20 protein-coding genes are annotated in these 21237 nt (G+C 72.0%); 6 read left to right on the top strand and 14 right to left on the bottom strand.

Annotated elements, in window-relative coordinates:
- Positions 1–94: 94 nt before the first annotated feature.
- Together OCS65_RS10690 and eccCa are read right to left on the bottom strand one after the other, a co-directional pair.
- On the bottom strand, positions 95–1435 hold the full coding sequence (locus OCS65_RS10690; protein ID WP_235194125.1) for a type VII secretion-associated protein: 1341 nt from the start codon (positions 1433–1435) through the stop codon (positions 95–97).
- Positions 1417–5400 carry a type VII secretion protein EccCa gene (gene eccCa / locus OCS65_RS10685; RefSeq protein WP_263510144.1) on the bottom strand — a complete coding sequence of 1328 codons (3984 nt, stop codon included), beginning with the start codon at positions 5398–5400 and terminating at the stop codon, positions 1417–1419. The genes OCS65_RS10690 and eccCa overlap by 19 nt, the downstream gene beginning before the upstream one ends.
- A gap of 248 nt (positions 5401–5648) precedes the next feature.
- On the opposite strand from eccCa, the gene eccD reads away from it, so the two are divergent.
- Both eccD and mycP read left to right on the top strand, forming a co-directional pair.
- A complete protein-coding gene (eccD, locus tag OCS65_RS10680; RefSeq protein ID WP_263510143.1) occupies positions 5649–7133 on the top strand; it encodes a type VII secretion integral membrane protein EccD in 1485 nt (494 codons plus the stop codon).
- A 1-nt stretch (position 7134) separates the two neighbouring features.
- Positions 7135–8523, top strand: coding sequence for a type VII secretion-associated serine protease mycosin (gene mycP, locus OCS65_RS10675; protein WP_050035524.1), 1389 nt, complete (start codon positions 7135–7137; stop codon positions 8521–8523).
- On the opposite strand, the gene eccB is transcribed toward mycP, so the two are convergent.
- A complete protein-coding gene (eccB, locus tag OCS65_RS10670; RefSeq protein WP_044476574.1) occupies positions 8490–9944 on the bottom strand; it encodes a type VII secretion protein EccB in 1455 nt (484 codons plus the stop codon). The genes mycP and eccB overlap by 34 nt on opposite strands.
- Before the next feature lie 105 nt (positions 9945–10049).
- Here eccB and eccE point away from each other — a divergent pair, with 105 nt between their 5' ends.
- Entirely contained in the window at positions 10050–11666 is a 1617-nt protein-coding gene (eccE, locus tag OCS65_RS10665) for a type VII secretion protein EccE (protein ID WP_231772660.1), read from the top strand.
- 10 nt (positions 11667–11676) lie between these two features.
- Here eccE and OCS65_RS10660 read toward each other — a convergent pair whose 3' ends face one another.
- Both OCS65_RS10660 and OCS65_RS10655 read right to left on the bottom strand, forming a co-directional pair.
- A complete protein-coding gene (locus OCS65_RS10660) occupies positions 11677–12243 on the bottom strand; it encodes an NADPH-dependent FMN reductase (RefSeq protein ID WP_231772659.1) in 567 nt (188 codons plus the stop codon).
- Between the two features lie 18 nt (positions 12244–12261).
- On the bottom strand, positions 12262–12843 hold the full coding sequence (locus OCS65_RS10655; RefSeq protein WP_006947198.1) for a TetR/AcrR family transcriptional regulator: 582 nt from the start codon (positions 12841–12843) through the stop codon (positions 12262–12264).
- A gap of 57 nt (positions 12844–12900) precedes the next feature.
- On the opposite strand from OCS65_RS10655, the gene OCS65_RS10650 reads away from it, so the two are divergent.
- Positions 12901–14043: an acyl-CoA dehydrogenase family protein gene (locus OCS65_RS10650; RefSeq protein WP_006947196.1), complete on the top strand. Its 1143-nt coding sequence runs from the start codon at positions 12901–12903 to the stop codon at positions 14041–14043.
- Positions 14044–14210: 167 nt separating this feature from the next.
- A complete protein-coding gene (locus OCS65_RS10645) occupies positions 14211–14378 on the top strand; it encodes a hypothetical protein (protein ID WP_155948273.1) in 168 nt (55 codons plus the stop codon).
- Between the two features lie 274 nt (positions 14379–14652).
- On the opposite strand, the gene OCS65_RS10640 is transcribed toward OCS65_RS10645, so the two are convergent.
- From OCS65_RS10640 to infA, 9 genes are all read right to left on the bottom strand, one after another.
- Positions 14653–15657 carry an alpha/beta hydrolase gene (locus OCS65_RS10640; protein ID WP_006947192.1) on the bottom strand — a complete coding sequence of 335 codons (1005 nt, stop codon included), beginning with the start codon at positions 15655–15657 and terminating at the stop codon, positions 14653–14655.
- 91 nt (positions 15658–15748) lie between these two features.
- Positions 15749–16696: a tRNA pseudouridine(38-40) synthase TruA gene (truA, locus tag OCS65_RS10635; RefSeq protein WP_161996289.1), complete on the bottom strand. Its 948-nt coding sequence runs from the start codon at positions 16694–16696 to the stop codon at positions 15749–15751.
- Between the two features lie 5 nt (positions 16697–16701).
- Positions 16702–17274 carry a 50S ribosomal protein L17 gene (rplQ, locus tag OCS65_RS10630; protein ID WP_029544902.1) on the bottom strand — a complete coding sequence of 191 codons (573 nt, stop codon included), beginning with the start codon at positions 17272–17274 and terminating at the stop codon, positions 16702–16704.
- Between the two features lie 31 nt (positions 17275–17305).
- Positions 17306–18367, bottom strand: coding sequence for a DNA-directed RNA polymerase subunit alpha (locus OCS65_RS10625; RefSeq protein WP_006947180.1), 1062 nt, complete (start codon positions 18365–18367; stop codon positions 17306–17308).
- Positions 18368–18469: 102 nt separating this feature from the next.
- Complete coding sequence (rpsD, locus tag OCS65_RS10620) at positions 18470–19075, bottom strand: 30S ribosomal protein S4 (RefSeq protein ID WP_006947173.1); 606 nt, start codon at positions 19073–19075, stop codon at positions 18470–18472.
- Between the two features lie 21 nt (positions 19076–19096).
- On the bottom strand, positions 19097–19510 hold the full coding sequence (rpsK, locus tag OCS65_RS10615) for a 30S ribosomal protein S11 (RefSeq protein ID WP_003938066.1): 414 nt from the start codon (positions 19508–19510) through the stop codon (positions 19097–19099).
- Positions 19510–19878: a 30S ribosomal protein S13 gene (gene rpsM / locus OCS65_RS10610; protein ID WP_003938067.1), complete on the bottom strand. Its 369-nt coding sequence runs from the start codon at positions 19876–19878 to the stop codon at positions 19510–19512. Before rpsM ends, rpsK begins: the two co-directional genes overlap by 1 nt.
- A 244-nt stretch (positions 19879–20122) precedes the next feature.
- Positions 20123–20236 (bottom strand): 50S ribosomal protein L36, encoded by a 114-nt coding sequence (rpmJ, locus tag OCS65_RS10605; RefSeq protein WP_003938068.1) that lies wholly within the window; start codon positions 20234–20236, stop codon positions 20123–20125.
- Between the two features lie 91 nt (positions 20237–20327).
- A complete protein-coding gene (infA, locus tag OCS65_RS10600; protein WP_003886926.1) occupies positions 20328–20549 on the bottom strand; it encodes a translation initiation factor IF-1 in 222 nt (73 codons plus the stop codon).
- A gap of 172 nt (positions 20550–20721) precedes the next feature.
- Between infA and dtd the strand changes: the two genes are divergently transcribed.
- Positions 20722–21159: a D-aminoacyl-tRNA deacylase gene (gene dtd / locus OCS65_RS10595; RefSeq protein WP_006947171.1), complete on the top strand. Its 438-nt coding sequence runs from the start codon at positions 20722–20724 to the stop codon at positions 21157–21159.
- The last annotated feature ends 78 nt before the right edge of the window (positions 21160–21237 follow it).

The following is a 21237-nucleotide window of genomic DNA, read 5'->3' as shown; positions in this document are numbered from 1 at the left end:
CGGCCCACCGTGGCCGAAGCCGGTTCGCGCCTACATCCGATTGGACGCAGCGCCTGTCCGCCGGGTTCCCCTGCTCGGCGAACGAGGCGATCCGCTACTCCACCGTCACAGTGTGGACGGCCTGCTCGCATTCGTTCTTGATTCCCGCCCATTCGTCGACGAGGAATTGGCATCCGACCGCCACCTGCATGCCGGACTCGACCACGACGAACCAACGCACGAGCGAGAATTCGTCCGGCGCCTCCACGTAGGCGATCACCGGGCGGTCCGCGAAGGTGGTGTCGGGGTCGAGGTCACGGATCACCGGGGAACGTTCGTCCGCGCGCCGGGCCAGCACCTCCCCCACGCCGGCCAAGTCCATATCTTCACGAAGAAGACTGTGCACCAGCACTATTCGCCGATCCCTCCCGCCGGCGGGGACGAGTTCGACGCGCTCGGCCCCGGCAGGCACAGGGTCGCGGACCCTCCAGTCCCCCGGCAGTTCCAGCCGGACGGGCCCGAGTTCGTGACGAACCGAAGGTGGGCGCGGCATGGGCTGTCTCGTCGCCGAGGACTCATCGGCCGAGTCGCCGGCGACGGGAACCTCCGCGCCCACCGCGGGCATGTCCGCGCCCTGTCCTGCAGTCCACACCCAGCCGGCCGTCGCGGCCACGACGGCCACGACGGCCACGACGGCCCAACGGATCCGGCGGACGGGCCGGGTCGACCGGGAGGCCGGCACGGTGTGCAGCCACTGTGGGAGCGGCTCCGTGTCCCCCGACGGGACGGCCGGGGGTTCCGGCACCGCGGCCAGCACCTCGGACGCGGCGACCGGTATCACCCGGATGCCGCGGCCGAGCCGCTCGGCGATCCGCTCGCACAGCGGAATTCCGGGCGGCTCGCCCGGAATCCCCGTCACGAGGACGACATCCGGATCGACGGAACCGCACACGTTTCGCATCAGCCGGTCCAGCCGCTCGGCTCCCGCCGGCGAGTCGAGCAGTCCCTCGTCGAGGTCGGGGTCCCGCGCGATGCGGTCGACGTCGCCGCCGTCGGGGGCGCTCAGCACCGCCATTGTCACGCCGGCGCCGTCGACCTCCGCGACCGCGCATCGCTCGCCGTCGCCCACAGGCGCGGCGCGGCGCGCGGCCACCGCGGCGGTCAGGAGGACGGCATTTCGCGCGACCTGCCGGGCGGCCGTGTGCAACTCCTCCCGCCGACGTTCGCCCCACTCGGTGGGATGGACCACCACCACCGTGTCGAGGCCGGCCGGCGCGCCTGCCGTCGCCGCGACGTACCCGAGCAGGGTCGCCAGCGGCGCATCGTCGTCCGTGGGGACACGGCCGGGAGCCGATGCGGGAATCGTCACGGTCCGATCGGACCGCCGCGCGTACACCCGACCCGGGACGACCTGCAGGTGCAGCGCGTGGACGTCGCTCATTGCGGCGGCAGCCACGCCGTCTGCACGAGCGTCTCCCCGTCGCGTTGCACGAGGATGCCCCGTCCGGGCGGCATCGGGCGCGGACGCGCGGTGCCCACGAGCGCTCCCTCCTCTCGATTGCCGCTCATCACGAGGCCGGCCGCCGACAATTCCCGCAGCCGCGCGATGACCGGCTCGAAGAGAGCCCGCCCGGCTCCCCCGGAGCGGCGCGCCAGGACGAGGTGCAGCCCGACGTCCTTGGCCTGGGGCAGATACTCCAGCAGGGGCGTCAGCGGCGACTGGCTCGCCGCGGAGACGAGGTCGTAGTCGTCGACGACGACGAACACCTCGGGTCCCGACCACCAGGAGCGCTCACGCAGTTGCTGCTGGGTGACGTCGGGACCGGGCATCCGCCGCTCGAACACCGCCGCGAGGTCGCGGGCCATCGCCGACAACGTCACCGCGGACGGCGCGTATCCGCCGAGATGCTCACCCTCGACGACGCCGAGCAGGGTACGCCGATAGTCCCCGACGATGATGCGGGCCTGTGCGCCGGTGTGGGACTCCACGAGGCTGCGGCAGATGCCGCGCAGCACGGTCGTCTTGCCGCAACCCGAGTCACCGAAAACGAGCAGGTGAGGCTGCTCGGAGAAGTCGATCCCCACGGGGGCCAGTTCGGCTTCGTCGATGCCGACGGGCACGAACAACCGCCGCTCCCCGGGCGCGCCACCGGCAGCCGATCGGTCCGCGAGCGCCGCGAGCACCCCGGCCCGATCGACGCGATCGGGAAGCATGCGCACGGGCGGGGCGGGGCGGCCCGGTGCGGCCGCGGCGACGGCGGCCACCGCGTCGGCCAGTCCCGCCGCGAGGTCGACGACCTCGGAGCTGCCGTCCACACGCGGCAGCGCGGACAGCACGTGCAGTCCGTGGCGGTCGATGCCCCGGCCCGGGCGGCCCTCCGGCACCGCCGCCGCCTTCTTGCGGCCGTACTCGGAATCGGCGGGGTCGCCGAGGCGCAGCTCGAGGCGGGTCCCGAGATGGTCCCGCATCGCCGGCCGCACGTCGCCCCACCGCGGTGCGGTGAGCACCACGTGGATGCCGAAGGACAACCCCTGCGCCGCCAGCACGCCGACCTGCGGCTCCAGCGCCTCGAAATCCTGCCGGATGCTGGGCCAGCCGTCGATCACGAGGAACACGTCGCCGAAGGCATCGACGTCCGCGGCCGGACCGCCGCCCTCCCGGCGGCGGCGCAGTTCGGCCATCGACTCCAGGCCCAGCGCGCCGAAACGACCCTCCCGGCGCCGCAGCAGGGCAGTCAGTTCGGCGATCGTCCGGCGCACCCGGTCGGCGTCGAGCCGGTTGGCGACCGACCCGACGTGCGGAAGGCCCGCGAGCCCGGCGAGGGATCCGCCCCCGAAGTCCAGGCAGTAGAACTGGACCTGCTCGGGAGTGTGCGTCATCGCCATCGACAGGACGAGGCTGCGGAGCACCGTCGACTTACCGGAGCGCGGCCCTCCGACGACGACCACGTTGCCCGCCGAGCCGGCGAGATCCACCAGCAGCGGATCCCGCCGTTGCTCGAACGGGCGGTCCACGATGCCGATCGGCGTGCGCAGGGTGCTCCGCGGCAGCACGTCGCCGGTGAGCAGAGACCGCGGGACCAGTCGGTCCAGGCTCGGCGCCGCGTCGAGGGGCGGCAGCCAGACCTCGTGCGCGGGGGTGCCGTGACCCCGCACCCGGCCGATCAGGACATCGAGCACGGAACGGCTCTCCTCCGCCGGGACCGGATCCACGCCGGGCTCGGCCGGCCCGGGACCCGGTTCGAGGTGCGCGAGGGGTACTTCGGCCGTGGTGAACAGCCGCGGCCGGGAGGTCGCCGTGCCCGGCCTGATCACCGACCGGCCCGAGCGGCGGGGCTCGTAGGGACCCGACACGTAGGCAGCCGCGAACCGCACGATCTCCGCCGAGTCGCACTTGAGGTACCCGGTGCCCGGCGACGGCGGCAGATGGTAGGCGTCGGGGACTCCGAGAACGCTTCGGGACTCGTTGGCCGAGAAGGTCTTCAAGCCGATTCGGTAGGAGAGGTGACTGTCGAGTCCGCGCAGCCGGCCCTCGTCGATCCGCTGACTGGCCAGCAGCAGATGCATGTGCAGGGATCGTCCCAGCCGTCCGATCGCGGCGAAGAGTTCCGCGAATTCCGGTTGTTGCGTGAGCAGCTCGGAGAACTCGTCCACGACGACGAACAACGCCGGCAACGGAGCCAGCGCGGCACCGCCGGCCCGGGCGCGCTCGTAGTCGCCCACATTCGCGAAGTTCCCTGCCGCGCGCAGCAGTTCCTGCCTTCGGTTCATCTCGCCCTCGAGGGCGTCCTTCATCCGGTCGACCATGGCCAGTTCGTCGGCGAGGTTGGTGATCACCGCCGCGACGTGCGCGGCCGACTCGAGCCCGAGGAAGGTTGCGCCGCCCTTGAAGTCGACGAGGACGAGATTCAGTGCATCGGGGGGATGCGTCGCGATCAGACCGAGCACCAGGGTCCGCAGCAGTTCGGACTTCCCGGACCCGGTGGCGCCGATACAGAGTCCGTGCGGCCCCATCCCGCCCTCGGCAGCCTCCTTCAGATCCAGTTCGACCGGTGCACCGTCGGTTCCGATTCCGATCGGCACGCGCAGCCGGTCGCGGCCCCGCCGCGGCGACCACGCCCGCTCCGGATCGAACTGTGCGACGTCACCGAGACCGAGCAGGTCTTCCCATGGCGCCGAACGATTCTCCCCGTTGCCGGACTCGGCGACCCGCTGGGCGGCGCGGTACGGTGCCAGGCGCCGCGCCGCCGTCTGCGCCTGCGCGACGCTCGCTCCGTCCGGGACCGCGAAGGTCTCCACGCGTTCGCCGGCGCGCGCACCCAATCGGCCCTCACCGACGACGAGTTCGAGCCCGCGGGTGGCCGACAGCCGGGGCATCGACGCGGACAGGTCCAGGACCGTGACGGAGTCGAGCCCGTCGTCGAGGATCCCCGACCCGGGGCCGGGTACGCCACCGTCGATCACGATCACCAGTTGGGGCACACCGTCGACCGGTGGGGTGTTGCGGACGAACCGGCCGCGGCCCGTCAGGCGGTCGGCGAACGCGGTCTCGAGATCCCGGACCGAGCCGAACACGGTGCGGGCGCTGCCCGCACCGTCGGCGATCTCGGGGTTCTGGGCGTGCGGCAGCCACTTGACCCACTCCCACTCCGGGGCGGTGTCCGGACCGCACACCACGGCGATCCGCAGCACGTCCGTGCTGTGGAAGGTGCACAGTTGCAGCAGCATCGCCCGCACCAGATCACGGGCCGCGGGGCGATCGCCGCCGAGCGACACCGCCGCGAACCCCCGCAACGACACCGCGGTCGGCAGGGCCGGTACGACCGAGTGCGCGCGCACGAACCGGCGCAGCGACACGGCCGCCACCGGTTCGAGGTCCTCGACGGGACCCGTGTCGGGGGCGATCAGCCGGGTTGCGAGGCGCTGGCCGCTGAGCCCGACCCGCACGTGGCAGAAGTCGGCGTCGGCTCCGTCGCGTTCCCACATGCGCACCGTTCCCGCGAGCGTCCACAGCACGGCCGGGTCGGGGTGCGTCCACTCCAGGGCCCTCCGCTGCCGGTCTGCGGTGTCGTGGACCTCCCGCCGGAGCTGATCGAGATACCGCAGGTAGTCCTTGCGGTCCTCGTCGGCCTCGGCCGCTTTCGCCCCGCCTCCGCGGCCGCCGCCGGCGAGCATGCCCACCATCGAGACGATCATCATGAGCGGGAAGACGAGCGACATCGGACTTCGCGCCATCCCCGAACCGAACATCAGCGCCACCATGCCGATCATCGCGGCGACCATCACGACGGGCAGCAGCTTCGCCAGGAGATTTCCCGGCGTCGAACGCGGAATCTCCGGCGGGGCCTGCATTCTCACCTCACCCGCCGGCACGCGTGGCACCTCGCGCCGCGGCCTGCGCACGAACCGCACCGTGCTCACACCCCACCCCCGACCCGCACCGCGCTCACACCCCACCCCCGACCCGCACCGTGCCGGCCGTCCTCACGACGGCCGTCCCCCCACGGTCGACGAAGGGTAACGCACCCCTGCGACATCGGCACGCAGGCGGGCGCGAAGACGGCCTGCGCGAAGCGATGTCGTATCGTCTCCGCGAGGTCCGGGCGACACCGGGCGGGCGAGCCCGGCCCGGACCGCAGCACGGTCGGGGGACGACGGGGGGATGGACGATGACGGCTGCGCACACCGAACCGGGGCGGATCGGCGCGCCCGAACTCTGCCGCGTGACCGTGCTGGCCCAGCACACACAGGTCGACCTCGCGTTACCCGCGGACGTCCCTGTCGCGCTGCTCGTGCCGGGGGTCGTCGATCTCATCACCGCCCACCGGTCCCACAACGACTTCGACGCCTCCTCCGAGCGGGTCGAGCCCGAGGCGTGGGCGCTGGCCCGTCTCGGATCGTCGCGTCTCGCCGCCGCGCTGAGCCTGCACGAGCACGGCGTCCGGGACGGGGACCTGCTGGTGCTCGAGCACGCGTCGGCACCTGCGCCACCCCCGCTGTTCGACGACGTGACCCACAGCGTCGCGACGGCGGACGAGGCCGGCGCGGGCCGCTGGTCGCCGCGTGCGGCGGCCGCGGTCGCGGCGGTCGTCGCCCTGTCCGCGACGGTCGTCGGGGTGGGGGCCCTGCTGCGACTTGCCTCCCCGGACGGCCGGACGGCCGCCGGTGCCGGCTGCGCCGCGCTCGCCGCCCTGCTCCTGCTCGCCGGGATCCTGCTCGGGCGGGCCCGCGACGACCACCGCACCGCGGCGCTCCTGTGCGCCTGCGCGGTCCCGGCCGCCTTCGTCACCGGAATTCTCGTGGTGCCCGGCTCTTTCGGACCGGCGCACCCCATGCTCGGGGCGGTCCTGTCGGGGGCGGTGGCGACCCTGGTCCTGCTGCTGACCGCCGTCGGAAGGGCGCCCTTCGCCGCGGTCGCCGCCGTCGCCGCGACCGCCGCGGCCGCATTTCTCGTCGCCGCCTCGACCGGGATCTCCGCCTCCGCGGTCGGCGCCGGTGTCGTCGTCACGGCCCTGCTGACGGTGACATTCGCACCCCGCCTCGCCATGAAATTCGCCGACCTGCCGTTGCCGCCGGTGCCCGGTCCCGGGACCGGGACCGGGACCCCCGCGCCGCAGACCGAAGACGGCAGGGACGGACCGGACTCCCCGGACGGCGGGGACCGGTCACTGCCCGATCCCAGCGAGCTGGCGGCGGCCGCCGCGCGGGCACGCGACCACCTCACCGGGCTGATCGGTGCGGGAGCCGTTCTCGTCGTCGCGGGCGCGTGGTGTGCCGCGGCGCCGCTGTCCGGCGACGGTCTCCGCTTGCCCGGCACCGCCCTCGCCGTCGCCGCGGCGGCGGTGATCATGCTGCGCGGCCGCACCTACACCGATGCGCGCCAGGCGACGTTGCTGGTGGCAGGCGGCGCAACCGTGCCGGTGGGCCTGCTCGGCGCGGCCGCGGTCGGCGGATCCGCGCCGCCCGTCGTCGTGTTCGCCCTCGCCCTTGCCGTCGCGACCGCAGCGCTGGTGTTCGGCGTGGTCGCGCCGCGACGATCGTTCACGCCGGTGCAGCGCCGCGCCGCCGAAGTGGTCGAGTACGCGGTGATCGCGACGATCGTGCCGTTGGCCTGCTGGGTCACCGGGCTCTACGCCGCCGTCCGCGGGTTCTGACGTGGCCCGCGGCGCACGCCTCGTTGTCGTCGCCCTGGTTCTGACGGCCTCGTCCTTCGGAACGGCCCCGTCCGCCGCGGCGGAACCTCCGCCCGTCGATGCCGGGCGCCTGCCCCCGCCCGGGGAACCCGGGCCCGTCGACGACACCGGGCAGCGTTCGCCGTGTACCACGGTCGACGTCGCCGGCGACAGCGCCTCGATCCCGGAACCACAGCGCGTGCTGAACTTTCCGGCCGTGTGGCCGCTGAGTCGCGGGGCGGGGCAGCTCGTGGCGGTGATCGACACCGGGGTGGGCCGCAATGCGCGGCTGCCCGGGTTGGTACCGGGGGGCGACTATGTCTCCTCGGGCGATGGGACGCAGGACTGCGACGCCCATGGGACCCTGGTGGCGGGGCTCGTCGCGGCGCAGCCGGTCCCCGGGTCGGGGTTCGCCGGTGGCGCCCCGGATGCGCGGATCCTCACCGTGCGCCAGTCCAGCCGCCACTTCTCGGCGCGACGGTCGGATCCCGCCGACCACGATGCGCGCACGTCGCCCGGCTACGGCAACGTGCGCACGATGGCGATGGCGGTGCGCCGCGCCGCGGACCTCGGCGCCACCGTCATCAACATCTCCGAGGTCGCCTGCGCGCCGGCCGCGGAGGGCATCGACGACCCCGAACTCGGGGCGGCGGTGCGGTACGCGACCGAGGTGAAGGACGCCGTCGTCGTGGCCGCAGCCGGCAACGTGGAGGACCGCTGCCAGGGGTCGAACCCGCAGGGGCTCGATCCTCTCCGGCCGGGAGACGATCCGTGGCGCGCGGTCACGACCGTGGCCTCGCCGGCCTGGTACGACGACTACGTACTCACGGTCGGCTCGGTCGAGCCGGACGGGTCACCGTCGAGCTACAGCCTGCCGGGGCCGTGGGTGGACGTCGCCGCGCCCGGCAGCGGGGTGGTTTCCCTGCATCCCACCGCCGATGGCCTCGTCGACGCCTACCGGGGAGCCGAGGGCCCGGTGCCGGTGTCCGGCACGAGCTTCGCCGCGCCGCTGGTGGCCGCGACCGTCGCGCTGGTACGGGCGCGGTTTCCGCACCTCGATGCCCGCACCGTGGCGATGCGGATCGAGGCCACGGCGCACGCACCGGCGGAGGGCTGGAATCCGCGGGTGGGCCACGGCGTGATCGACCCCGTCGCGGCGGTGACCGCCCCGCCGAGGGAGCGGCGTCCGCAGGCGCCGGCCTCGGTGGCCGTCGCGGCGCCGATACCGCGGACGCCGCCGGATCACCGGCCCAGGGACGTCGCGGTCGTCGTGGCGGCGGTGGTGCTCGCGGTCCTGGGGGTGGCGGCGTCGGCGACCGCGCCGCTGCGGCGCCGTCGTCAGCGGCCGGCGCCGACCGGCGCCGGGTCGTGATCCGGCGCGACACCGTCGTGGGCGACGAGTGCCTCCGCCCGCCCGAGTGCAGGTCCCGGCGCGAACAGTTCGACGATCTGCCACGGCGCGGGCACCGGTTCGGAGAATCCCAGGGCGGTCGCGGCTTCCGCGTCGACGATCCCGTAGCGCACGCCGGTGTCGGCCACGTAGAAGAGGGCGCCGCGCCGCGCGCTGTCCGGCGCGACGGAGGTGGTCTGCACGAACGCCCCCCGGCCGGGCGCGAGGTAGGCGCTGTCGGCCTCGGGCCCGGCGCCGTCCGCCTGGGCCAGGGACACGGGCACCGCGCCGTCGGGCAGCGGCAGCGCGGACCCCGCCGACACCTCGACGACGGACCGCGACCGTTCGGCCGCGCCGACCCCCGGGATCCACGTCAGGCAGGCGACGGGACGGTCGCGGGCATCGACGACGGTGGGCACGGTGGCGGGAAAGGTGTCCACCGCGAGACCCCGCACGGTCGGAGCATCGCGCAGCACGTCCGGCGCGACGGCCGGGATCTCCGCGGCGCCCTGCGAGTCGGTGAAGTGGACGATCTGCGCTGTCGCCTCGGACACCTCCTGCACGCCGTCGCGCAGCACGACGTAGAACCTCTTCCCGTCGGGCACCGCGACGCGGACCACCGAACCGACGGTCAGCGATCCGATCGGATAGCCGGGTTCGCCGCCAGCACCGGGGATCCGCGGGGCCTCGAGCCGCGGCACCTCCGGGATCGCGGCGAGCAGGCCCGGCCCGACGGGACGTGCCATGCCGGCATCGATGCCGAGGACGCGGGTGAGCGCCTGGTCCGCCAGATCCACCTCGGCGCGGGAGCCTCGGTAGACCAGATGGTGCCTGCCGTCGGCCGCGACGAGCAGGGCCTCGTCGTCGGCGAGAGGCCGCACGCGCTCGCCGTAGGCCGGCTCTCCCCCGGTGACGGTCGTTGTGACGGAACGACTTCCGTCGGTCGTCACGGTGTCGCACACCGTCCACGGCAGCGGTGCCGCGACGTGTGCCAGCGCGGACGGCGCACCGGGGATACCGACGAGGGGCCCCCGGGGCCGGGTTTCGAATTCGCCGTCGGCGACGACGGCGGGGGCCTCGGGCCGCCCGAGCACCAAACGGGCGGAGGCCAGGTTGAGTACCGGGTGGAAGGCGCCGTCGATCGCGACCAGCATCGCGCCGGAATCGCGTCCCACCACGATCGCCGCGTCACCGATCCTGTCCTGCGGGCGGAGCAGAGCGAGCGCGGCGCAGCCGGCGAGGCCGACACAGGCGAGGACGGCGCCCACCGCCAGGGCACGCGACTGCGACCGCATCGGGTCGTGGATCATCCGCACGTCTCGCCGCACCAGTGCATGTTCCATGCGGCGCACCAGAAATCGGTAGCCGTTGACCTGCCAGCGCGTGGTCGGCTGCGCTCCCATCGATCCTCCCCCGTACGACGCCCCCTCCGCCGCAACACAGTACAGTTCCGCCCGGGAACGTCGGGGGGGCCGGGCCGTCGCTCGGGTGGGAACGGGGGAATCGTCGTGCAGGATGGGATCTTCCGGCGGCCGCGGCGCCGCTGCGTGGTGACGGTGGTGCGGGCGCAGTGCGCGGCGGTGATCGGCGCGACGACGGCGGCGGCGACGGGCGCTCCGCTTCCCGCTGCGGTGACCGTGGCGGTACTGGCCGCGCTGGCGGTGGCGGTGCCTGTCCACGGACTCGACGCCGTCGAATGGGGGCGGCTGTGGTGGCGGTTCCGGCGCCGTTCGCTGCGGTCCGGCCCGGTGATCGTCGACGTCGCGGCGGGCGACGATCGACCGGTCGGGGTGTGCTGGGACGGCACCGCCGTCGTGGCGGTGGTCGAGCTGGTACCGACGGCCGGCGAGCTCACCCGGCTGACACGAGATCGGGCCGAACCGCTGCGCCGGCTTCCGCTGGCCGCGATCGCCGCGTGCCTCGCCACGCACGACGTCGGCCTCGACGGAATCGACGTCATCGTGCACGGCAGCCGGGTGTGCGACGAGACCGCCGCCGGTGCGGCGTACGAGCGCCTGATCGGGCCGCTGCCCGCCGCCGCGACGCGCACCGTGTGGCTCGCGCTGCGGTTCGACTCCGTCGCCTGCCCGGCCGCGGTGGCCCGCCGTGGCGGCGGCTCGGAGGGCGCGGCGCGCGCGGTGACCGCCGCGGCGCGGCGCGTCGTGCGCGCGTTGGCGGAGCAGCATCACACCGCGAGGATCCTCGGCGCGGGAGAGATCGCCGGGGCGGTGGAGTCCGTCGCCGGGTGCGCGGATCCGGCGTTGCTCGAGGAGGATCGGGGCGCAGTACGGCTTCCCGGCGGCTACAGTCGCGCCACGGTGGTGGAGCCGGGGCACCTCGACCGGGCGATCATGACCCGGGTCTGGTCCGAGTCACTGTCGTCGGCGACGATCGCGGTTCGGCTGCGCCCCGGCGCCGAGCCGGGAGCCGTGCGGGTGGGAGCGTCGGTGCGCGGCACGAGCCGCACGCCCGAGCCGAGGATCCGGATGCCGGGCACCCGACGGCTGTGGAGCCGCGAACTGGACGGGTTGCTGGCGTCGATCCCGACGGCCGAGGTGGGGCTCGAGGATCTGATCCCGCTGCGCACCATGCACCTCGCCGACGTCGACGCCCTGGCGCTGCCGGTGACGGGATGCGGGCAGCTGCTCGGCGCGGACGAGTCCGGTGCGGCCGTGTCCGTCCGCCTGACCGGCCGGGGGGTGCGCACCGTGTATGTCGCCGGGGAGCTGTATCTGGCGCAGCAGGTGGTGTTCCGGGCGGTGGCGACGGGCGCCCGCGTGGTGATCCACACCGATCGCGCCCTGGCCTGGCGTCCCCTGCTGGCCGCGGCGGGTCCGGACCGGTTGCGGTTGGCCGGCGACGATCGGGGCTTCGACACGATCGTGTACGACGGCGTGCGGCCGGCGACGGTCCCGGCCGGGACGACCGCGATCCACGTGCACGCACACCCGGATCGGTGGCCGCGCGAGCGCCCGGACGTGTCGATCCTGCAGCCCGGAGCGGCCGGCGATCGGGTGGTGCTGGCGGTGGGTGGCCGACGGCTGTCGCTGTCGTTGGTGAGCATCGACGCCGAGGCCGCGTACATCGGCCGTCCGCGTGCCGCGCAGCCGGCGCCCGCACGCTGAGCCGGGTCCCTCAGCCGGGGTAGGGCTGGGCGGCCCGCCCGGCGCGCACGGTCCGCGCCCACCAGGCGAGCTGGTTCAACATGCGCTGCGCGGCGTCGATCGCGGCGCCGTCGGTGGTGGTGCCGTCGGCGGCGAAGGCGTGCTTGACGCGGTGGAAGCTGACCGATTCGCGGACCGGGACCATGTGCACCTCGACGACGACCTGCCGGAGTTGCTCGACGGCGCGCAACCCGCCGGAGAGCCCGCCGTAGGAGACGAATCCGATCGGCTTGGTGCGCCATTCGCGTTTGACGGTGTCGATGGCGGTCTTGAGGGCGGCCGGGTACCCGTGGTTGTACTCGGAGGTGACGACGGCGAATGCGTCGGCCGCCTCGATCCGCCGGGTGAACGCCTCGGCCTCAGGGCCGCCGGAGAGATCCTGCGGCAGCGGGGTGTCGGCGAGGTCGAGCACGCCGACGCCGAACTCGGGGCGCTGCCGTGCGGTGGCGGCGAACCAGTCGGCGACGACGGGGGCGATCCGTCCGGCGCGCACGCTGGCGACGACGATCTCGAGACGAATCGGGGCTTCGGCGTCCATGGGCCGATGGTAGGCGGCTCAGGCGGTGAGGCCGTGGGTCAGGAGGGCGGCGAGTTCGCGGTAGGCCTGGGCGTCCGGCAGGCCGGTGGCCTCGGCGACGTGGCGCTGCTGGATGCGGACCATGACAGCGGCGACGACGTCGGCGACGAACGCGGCGTGCACGTCGCGCAGTTCGCCGGCGGCGACGCCGTCGGCGATGAGGTCGCGGACGCGTTCGGCGGCGAGGCGGGTGTTGCGTTCGTAGACCTCGCGGGCGGTGGGGGCGGCGGCCATGTCCTCCATGAACTGCGCGGAGGCGGGTTCGAGTTGCCGGCCGACGGCTTCGAGGTAGGCGCGGATGCGGTCGGCGGCGCCGGTGTGGCCGTCGAGTTCGGCCTCGACGCGTTCGGTGGCGCCACGGAAGAAGTGCACGGTGGCCGCGCGGACGAGGCGGTCCTTGCTCTCGGCGAGGGTGTAGAGCGTCGACTTCGAGCAGTGCAGGCGGGCGGCGATGTCGTCGAGGGTGAAGTGGGCGAAGCCCGCGGCGAGGAACAGGGCGACGAGCTGGTCGAACAGCTGCGCCTGACGTGCCGTGCCGCGTCGGATCCCCGCTCTTGTCATACTTCATACAGTACTGCAGTATCGTTCTCAGTACTATTTCCGATCGAGGAGTCTGCCGTGCCTGTCGAGCGCCTGCTGCCCACCCCCGAGGCCTACGACCTCATCGAACTGACCCGCGACGTCGCGGACAAGGTTCTCGCCCCGCGGGTCGTCGAACACGAGCGCACCGAGACGTTCCCCGAGGGGGTCTTCCCGGCCCTCGGCGCGGCGGGGTTGCTGAGCCTGCCGTACCCGGAGGAATTCGGCGGCGGCAACCAGCCGTACGAGGTGTACCTGCAGGTGCTCGAGGAGCTCGGCGCCCGCTGGGCGGCGGTTGCCGTCGCGGTGAGCGTGCACGGGCTGTCGTGCTTCGCGCTGGCCACCCACGGCACCGACGAGCAGAAGAACAAGTGGCTGCCGGACATGCTCGGCGGCGACACGATCGGCGCCTACAGCCTCTCCGAGCCGCAGGCCGGGTCCGATGCCGCGGCCCTGGCCTGCCGCGCGACGGCCGTGGACGGCGGCTACCGGATCTCCGGATCGAAGGCGTGGATCACCAACGGCGGCAAGGCAGACTTCTACACGCTGTTCGCCCGGACCTCCGACGCCGGCTCGAAGGGCATCTCCTGCTTCCTCGTGCCGGCCGGAACCGAGGGCCTGAGCTTCGGGAAGCCCGAGGAGAAGATGGGTCTGCACGCCATCCCGACCACCACCGCCCACTACGACGACGCGTTCGTGCCCGGCGAGCGCCGCATCGGCGCCGAGGGCCAGGGCCTGCCGATCGCGTTCAGCGCGCTCGACTCGGGCCGGCTCGGCATCGCGGCCGTCGCGGTGGGTCTCGCGCAGGCCGCGCTCGACGAGGCCACCGCATACGCCAAGGAGCGCAAGGCCTTCGGCAAGAAGATCATCGACCACCAGGGACTCGGGTTCGTCCTCGCCGACATGGCCGCCGCGGTGGACTCGGCCCGCGCGACGTACATCGACGCCGCGCGCCGCAAGGATGCCGGCCTGCCCTACTCGCGGCAGGCGTCGGTCGCCAAGCTCGTCGCGACCGATGCGGCGATGAAGGTGACCACCGACGCCGTGCAGGTGCTCGGCGGCTACGGCTACACCCGCGACTTCCCCGTCGAACGTTTCATGCGGGACGCGAAGATCACCCAGATCTTCGAGGGCACGAACCAGATCCAGCGGCTGGTCATCGCGCGGCACCTGGCCGGCTGACGGTGTGAACTCCCGGCAGCCCCGGGGCGCGCACTCCCGGCGGCGTCGGGGCGCGCGGCCGTCCTCCCCGGCGGCTCGCGCACCCCGACACCGCCCGGATAACTCCTGCCGTGGAATCTGAAACATCCTCCTGTCAGATTTCGCGAACCACCTGCTACCGTGCGCCGGTGGACAGACGCCGTAGGCGTGGCCGCAGAGCCGCGGACCGGATGGAGTGGGCGGCCGACGCCGCCGACACGGTGGCGACACTCGCCGAGCTCGGCGTCCTGTTCCTGCGGCTCCTGTCGCTGCCGTTCCGCGCGGTGGCGGCGCTGCTCCGGATGATCGCGGACTGACCTCCGACCCCTCGCCGTTCCCCTCGGTATCCTGCGTCACATTTTCTGGGCAAAGCGGACAGCCTGTACTTAGATCTTGTTGGACGTACGTCCAGGATTTGTACATCGACATCGGAGGTAATTCCCATGCTGCTCGGCTCGCTCGGCTCCCTGATCGACCACGTGCTCTCCTTCCTCAGCTGGCTGATCTGAGAGACGCCTCGACGCGTAGCGAAGGGGGCGAGGTCATCCGACCTCGCCCCCTTGCTGTTTCCGTCACGCGTGCCGGGCCGCGCTACGCGCCGATCGCCTCCGCGAGGATCGGCCAGGACTCGTGCAGCGCGTCCTGCCAGTAACCCCACGAGTGCGTGCCCTGCGCGCCCGTGCTGAAGGTCGCCTCGATCCCGAGTTCGTCGAAGGTCCGCCGCAGCCGCTCGGTGCACTGGGCCGTGGCCGCCTCGATGGATCCGAGGACGACCAGGTCGACCGGATCCACCTGCCCGCCCAACGCCGCCTCGTGCGGGCCGGGCAGACCGCCGCCGGACGAGATGTACAGCGTCGTGCCGCGCAACTTCTCCGCGTTCAGCGCCGCATCGTTGGCGATCCACCCCGGTCCGCCGATCGGCCCCCACATGTTCTCGACGTCGCCGCCGCCGAGGGTGACGACGGCCTCCACGTAGCTGCGCCCCGGGTCGCTGCTCGTCTGTGCACACCCGCTGTAGGACGCCACCGCCTCGTACAGCCCCGGCGACTGCTGGGCGAGGGCCAGCACCGAGCTGCCCGACATCGACATCCCCGCGACGGCGTTGCGGCCGTCGGCGCCCAGCACCGCGTCGACGACCGGCGGCAACTCCGACGTCAGGAACGTCGCCCACCGGTGCCGGCCGAGCTTCGGGTCGTCGCGGATCCAGTCCGTGTAGTACGCGAAGGCGCCGCCCACGGGAGTGACGACGTTGACGTTCTTGCCGTCGAAGAACTCGCGGACGTCCGTCTGGTCCCGCCAGTTGGCGGCGTCCTCACCCCCACCGGCGCCGTTGAGCAGGTAGAACGTCGGTCGCGCCGCGGAGGTGTCCGCGGGCCGGATCACCTCGACCGGGATCACCCGGTCCATGGACGGCGAGTACACGTGCAGCACCCAGTCGCGCGCGGTCCGCTCCTCCACGTGATCGACGTAGGCACCGGCCGGGTCCGCATCCGCAGCCGGCTGGGCGAGCGCCGGTGCCGTCAGCAGCGACGTCGCGGCGAGCAGTGCCACCGCCACCGTCGCACCCCGTCGCCGGATCGCGGGCAAGTCCAGCAATGGGTGCCTCCCTCTCACACGCCGATCCCCCGGCCGGGCCGGCCGGGGGACGTGCTCGTCGGAACATATCACCGGCCGGCCCGGCCGCAGGTCAGCAGCAGCCGGGGCTGATGGGCCCGCGCATCTCGCGGGTGGCCGCGTTGCGCGCCGCGAGGTCGTCGTCGGCGGGATAGTCGACGCCGACGAGACTGAGCCCGTGCGCCGGGGCCACGGCCACCGCCGCGGCACGCTCCCGTTCGTCGAGCAGTGCGGTCATCCAGTCGACACTGCGCCGCCCCTCCCCCACGGCCAGCGCCGCGCCGACGAGGCTGCGCACCATCGACCAGCAGAACGCGTCCGCGCTCACGTGCGCGGTGAGGATCACGCCGACGTCCGGACCGGCGCCCGCCGCGCGACCGCCGGACACCGTCCAGTCGAAGCGCTGCAGTTCGCGGACCGTCGTCGCCCCGTCGCGCCGCTTGCAGAAGGCCGCGAAGTCGTGCAGGCCCAGCAGCGAGGTCGACGCCGCGCGCATCGCGTCCACGTCCACCGGCTTGGGCCAGGCGACGGTGTCGCGGGCCCGCAGGGGGTCCGCCCCGTACACGGCGGTGGTGAGCCGGTACTCGTAGTGCCGGCGGATCGCCGAGAAGCGGGCGTCGAAGTGCGGCGGGGCGACGGAGATGCCGGTGATGCGGACGTCGCGGGGCAGGAACCGGGCGAGACGGCGCACCAGGCGGACGAGGTCGTCCGGAATCGCGGCGGTGGGGACGTCGACGTGCGCGACCTGACCGGAGGCGTGCACCCCGGCGTCGGTGCGGCCGGCGACGGTGAGCTGCACCGGCGCGCGCACGATCGCACCGAGCTTCTCCTCGATCTCCCCGCACACCGTCCGCCGTCCGGGCTGACGCGCCCAGCCGGAGAAGTCGGTGCCGTCGTAGGCGATGTCGAGCCGCAGCCGGGTGGTGTCCACGGCGGCGGCGGAAGGGTTCTCGAAAGCAACGGGCCCGCCGCCTCCGTGGGGGGCGACGGGCTCGTTCGCTTCAGCGGATGCCGAAACCAAGTGGACTAGTCCTTCTTGGCCTCGTCGGCGTCCTTGGCGTCGGCCGCGGTGGCGTTCTCGTCCTCGATCGCGTCGACGACGGCGTCCGCGTTCTCGACCTGCGCGTCGGTGGCGTCGGCCTCGACGGCCTCGACCACATTCTCCTCGGCCGGGGCCTCGGTGGCCGGCGCGCTCTGCGAGGCGGCGACGCGCCGGGCGCGGTCGGCCTCGGACGTGACCGTCTTCTCCTTGACGAGCTCGATGATCGCCATGGGAGCGTTGTCACCCTTGCGCGGCATCGTCTTGACGATGCGGGTGTAGCCGCCGTTGCGGTCCTCGTAGAACGGGCCGATCTCCGCGAACAGCGTGTGGACGACGTCCTTGTTGCGGATGACCTTCAGCACCTCACGACGGTTGGCCAGCGTGCCGGCCTTCGCGTGCGTGACGAGCTTCTCGGCGTAGGGCCGCAGGGCCTTGGCCTTGGCCTCGGTGGTGGTGATGCGGCCGTGCTCGAAGAGCGCGGTGGCCAGGTTGGCCATCAGCGCCTTCTGGTGCGAGGCCGACCCGCCGAAGCGGGCACCCTTCTTGGGCTTGGGCATGATGAATCTCCTAGTAACGGACCGTGAGCTGCTACAGCTGCTCGGTCTCGGCGTAGTCCTCGTTCCCCTCGGCGTCGCCGAAGGAACCGGCGTCCGTGTCGCTCCAGGTACCGGTCGCGGCGTCGTAGCCGGCGACGGTGCTCGGGTCGAAGGACGCGGGGCTGTCCTTGAGGGAGAGGCCGAGCGAGTGCAGCTTGACCTTCACCTCGTCGATGGACTTCTGACCGAAGTTGCGGATGTCGAGCAGATCGGACTCCGTGCGTGCCACGAGCTCACCGACGGTGTGCACACCCTCGCGCTTGAGGCAGTTGTAGGACCGGACCGTCAGGTCGAGGTCCTCGATGGGGAGTCCGAAGGAGGCGATGTGGTCGGCCTCGGCGGGCGAGGGACCGATCTCGATGCCTTCTGCTTCGACGTTCAGCTCACGGGCCAGACCGAAGAGCTCCACCAGGGTCTTGCCCGCCGAGGCGAGCGCGTCCCGCGCGGTGATCGAGTTCTTGGTCTCCACGTCGAGAATCAACCGATCGAAGTCGGTGCGCTGCTCGACGCGGGTCGCCTCCACCTTGTAGGTCACCTTGAGCACCGGCGAATAGATCGAGTCGACCGGGATGCGGCCGATCTCGGCGCCGGATGCCTTGTTCTGAACAGCGGGGACGTAGCCGCGGCCGCGCTCGACGACGAGCTCGATCTCCAGCTTGCCCTTGTCGTTCAGGGTGGCGATGTGCAGGTCCGGGTTGTGGACGGTGACACCGGCCGGGGGCACGATGTCGCCCGCGGTCACGGTGCCGGGGCCCTGCTTGCGGACGTACATGGTGACCGGCTCGTCCTCTTCCGAGCTGACCACGAGGCCCTTGAGGTTCAGGATGATGTCGGTGACATCCTCCTTGACCCCGGGGACCGTGGTGAACTCGTGGAGCACGCCGTCGATGCGAATGCTGGTGACGGCCGCGCCCGGAATCGAGGACAGCAGGGTGCGACGAAGCGAGTTGCCGAGGGTGTACCCGAAACCGGGCTCGAGGGGTTCGATGACGAACTTCGAGCGGTCGTCGGCGATGACCTCTTCGCTGAGGGTGGGTCGCTGCGAGATGAGCATGGAGTGCCTCCTTGTGGGCGTCCGCCATATGACGCCCTGGTCGGGGTGTGGTGTCCCCCCGGACCTCGGGAGGACCGGAAGGACACCACGGCGCGAAGCGCCTTACTTCGAGTAGTACTCGACGATCAGCTGTTCCTGCAGCGGGATGTCGATCTGCGCGCGCTCGGGGAGCTGGTGGACCAGCACCCGCAGACGCGGGCCGACGACCTGCAGCCAACCCGGGATCGGGCGGTCACCCTGGGTCTCACGGGCCACCTGGAAGGGCAGCGTGCCCAGCGACTTCTCGCGGACGTCGATGATGTCGTACTGCGAGACGCGGTAGCTCGGGATGTCGACCTTCTTGCCGTTCACCAGGAAGTGGCCGTGGCTCACCAGCTGGCGGGCCTGACGGCGGGTCCGGGCGAGACCGGCGCGGTAGACGACGTTGTCCAGACGCGACTCGAGGATGACCAGCAGGACCTCACCGGTCTTGCCGGGCCGGCCGGCGGCCTCCTCGTAGTAACGACGGAACTGCTTCTCCATCACGCCGTAGGAGAAGCGGGCCTTCTGCTTCTCCTGCAGCTGGAGCAGGTATTCGCTCTCCTTGATCCGCGCGCGGCCGTGCTGGCCGGGCGGGTAGGGGCGACGCTCGAACGCCTGGTCGCCTCCGACGAGGTCGACGCGCAGACGACGCGACTTACGGGTAACGGGACCGGTATAGCGAGCCATGATTCAAACCTTCCTTTCCCGTTAGACGCGACGCCGCTTGGGCGGACGGCAGCCGTTGTGCGGCTGGGGGGTGACGTCGGAGATGGTGCCGACCTCGAGGCCCGCGGCCTGGAGGGAGCGGATCGCCGTCTCGCGGCCCGAGCCCGGGCCCTTCACGAAGACGTCGACCTTCTTGACACCGTGCTCCTGCGCCTTGCGGGCAGCGTTCTCGGCGGCGAGCTGCGCGGCGAACGGGGTCGACTTGCGCGAACCCTTGAAGCCGACGTGGCCGGAGGACGCCCAGGAGATGACGTTGCCGTTCGGGTCCGTGATGGACACGATCGTGTTGTTGAAGGTGCTCTTGATGTGAGCGGCACCGTGCGGGACGTTCTTCTTGTCCCTGCGGCGCGCCTTCTGGGTCTTCTTCGGACCGGTGCTGCGTGACTTGGGAGGCATTACTTCTTCTTTCCTGCGACGGTGCGCTTCGGACCCTTGCGGGTGCGGGCGTTGGTCTTGGTGCGCTGTCCACGCACGGGCAGACCACGACGGTGTCGCAGGCCCTGGTAGCAGCCGATCTCGATCTTGCGGCGGATGTCCGCCTGGACCTCGCGGCGGAGGTCACCCTCGACCTTGTAGGTCTCCTCGATGAACTCGCGCAGCTTGGCGAGATCCTCGTCGGAGAGGTCCTTGCTGCGCAGATCCGGGCTCACGCCGGTGGCCTCGAGGATCTCCTTCGAGCGGGTACGGCCGATGCCGTAGATGTAGGTCAGTGCGATCTCCATCCGCTTTTCGCGGGGAAGATCGACACCTGCGAGACGTGCCATGTGGCATTCCTATTCGGTGTGCGGAGGTCTGCTCCCAGCCCGTCCCCTGCGTCGTGAAACTGTGTGGTCCCGCGGCCCGGCCGAAGCCGGAACGCCGGTAGTCCGAAACACAGTGGGGCCCCGGCCTCCGAACCGGGGGTGTATCGCGCGGCTCCCCGACGAATCGGGAATCGTGACCGAACGACTGGTGCTGGAAGGTCTTCTCTAGCTTGTTGCCAAGCCGATCTTTCGAAGAGCGGGTGGTCTAGCCCTGGCGCTGCTTGTGGCGCAGGTTCTCGCAGATCACCATGACCCGGCCGTTACGGCGGATCACCTTGCACTTCTCGCAGATCTTCTTGACGCTCGGCTGAACCTTCACGGTGCGTCTGATCTCCTGTGTGTACGCCTGCGGCAGAGCACGAGGCATGCCGCAGACATGGTTCTCCCCGACCGTGCGGCCGGGGAAGCTCTTACTTGTAGCGGTAGACGATGCGCCCACGCGACAGGTCGTAGGGCGAGAGCTCCACGACAACCCGGTCCTCGGGCAGGATGCGAATGTAGTGCTGACGCATCTTGCCGCTGATGTGAGCCAGGACCTTGTGACCGTTCTCGAGCTCAATGCGAAACATCGCATTGGGCAGCGGCTCGATCACGCGACCCTCGACCTCGATGGCTCCGTCTTTCTTGGCCATATCCTCCGCGATCCGTGTTGTTCGGCGTGTGGTTGCATCGGTTTCCGTTACCGTGACGCTCGACGTGACCGGCCTGCGGACAACCGCGGGCCGGCGCGCAGGGCGCACCATCGATCTATGTTACGGGAACTTTCCCACCGGGGCCAAATGCCGAGATGCGAGGAGGACGGCCGTGCGGGCGTTGGTTCAGCGGGTGACGGGTGCCGCGGTCGCGGTCGACGGGCGCGAGGTCGCCCGCATCTCGCCCCGGGCCGGCGGTCACGGGCTGCTCGTGCTCGTCGGCGTGACCCACGACGACGACGCGGCGAAGGCCGCCACGCTCGCCCGGAAGGTGTGGACGTTGCGGATCCTCGAGGACGAGAAGTCCGCGTCCGATCTGGCCGCACCGATCCTCGTCGTCAGCCAGTTCACGCTCATGGCCGACACCCGCAGGAGCCGCCGTCCGTCGTGGTCGGCGGCCGCGCCACGCGCGGTGGCCGAGCCCCTGGTGGACGAGTTCACGACGGCGCTGCGCGGCCTGGGCGCCGACGTGCAGACCGGCGTCTTCGGGGAGCACATGGAGGTGAGCCTGGTGAACGACGGCCCGGTCACCCTCCTGCTCGAGGCGTGAACCGGCGGCGCCCGCGGCCCGAGCGAATGTATCGTTCAGCTCCTTCACGGCAGCGAGCGATACATTCGCTCGCCGCCA

The organism is Rhodococcus aetherivorans (assembly GCF_025722975.1).
Classification (GTDB): domain Bacteria; phylum Actinomycetota; class Actinomycetes; order Mycobacteriales; family Mycobacteriaceae; genus Rhodococcus; species Rhodococcus aetherivorans.
This window is presented reverse-complemented; position numbering and strand designations above follow the sequence as displayed.

What these genes read in the sequence shown, in the direction of transcription:
- eccD (WP_263510143.1), top strand. Translation starts at nt 5,649, where the DNA reads ATGACGGCTGCGCACACCGAACCGGGGCGGATCGGCGCGCCCGAACTC.
- eccB (WP_044476574.1), bottom strand. Translation starts at nt 9,944, where the DNA reads ATGGGAGCGCAGCCGACCACGCGCTGGCAGGTCAACGGCTACCGATTT.
- OCS65_RS10660 (WP_231772659.1), bottom strand. Translation starts at nt 12,243, where the DNA reads ATGGACGCCGAAGCCCCGATTCGTCTCGAGATCGTCGTCGCCAGCGTG.
- OCS65_RS10655 (WP_006947198.1), bottom strand. Translation starts at nt 12,843, where the DNA reads ATGACAAGAGCGGGGATCCGACGCGGCACGGCACGTCAGGCGCAGCTG.
- rplQ (WP_029544902.1), bottom strand. Translation starts at nt 17,274, where the DNA reads ATGCCCAAGCCCAAGAAGGGTGCCCGCTTCGGCGGGTCGGCCTCGCAC.
- OCS65_RS10625 (WP_006947180.1), bottom strand. Translation starts at nt 18,367, where the DNA reads ATGCTCATCTCGCAGCGACCCACCCTCAGCGAAGAGGTCATCGCCGAC.
- rpsD (WP_006947173.1), bottom strand. Translation starts at nt 19,075, where the DNA reads ATGGCTCGCTATACCGGTCCCGTTACCCGTAAGTCGCGTCGTCTGCGC.
- rpsK (WP_003938066.1), bottom strand. Translation starts at nt 19,510, where the DNA reads ATGCCTCCCAAGTCACGCAGCACCGGTCCGAAGAAGACCCAGAAGGCG.
- rpsM (WP_003938067.1), bottom strand. Translation starts at nt 19,878, where the DNA reads ATGGCACGTCTCGCAGGTGTCGATCTTCCCCGCGAAAAGCGGATGGAG.
- infA (WP_003886926.1), bottom strand. Translation starts at nt 20,549, where the DNA reads ATGGCCAAGAAAGACGGAGCCATCGAGGTCGAGGGTCGCGTGATCGAG.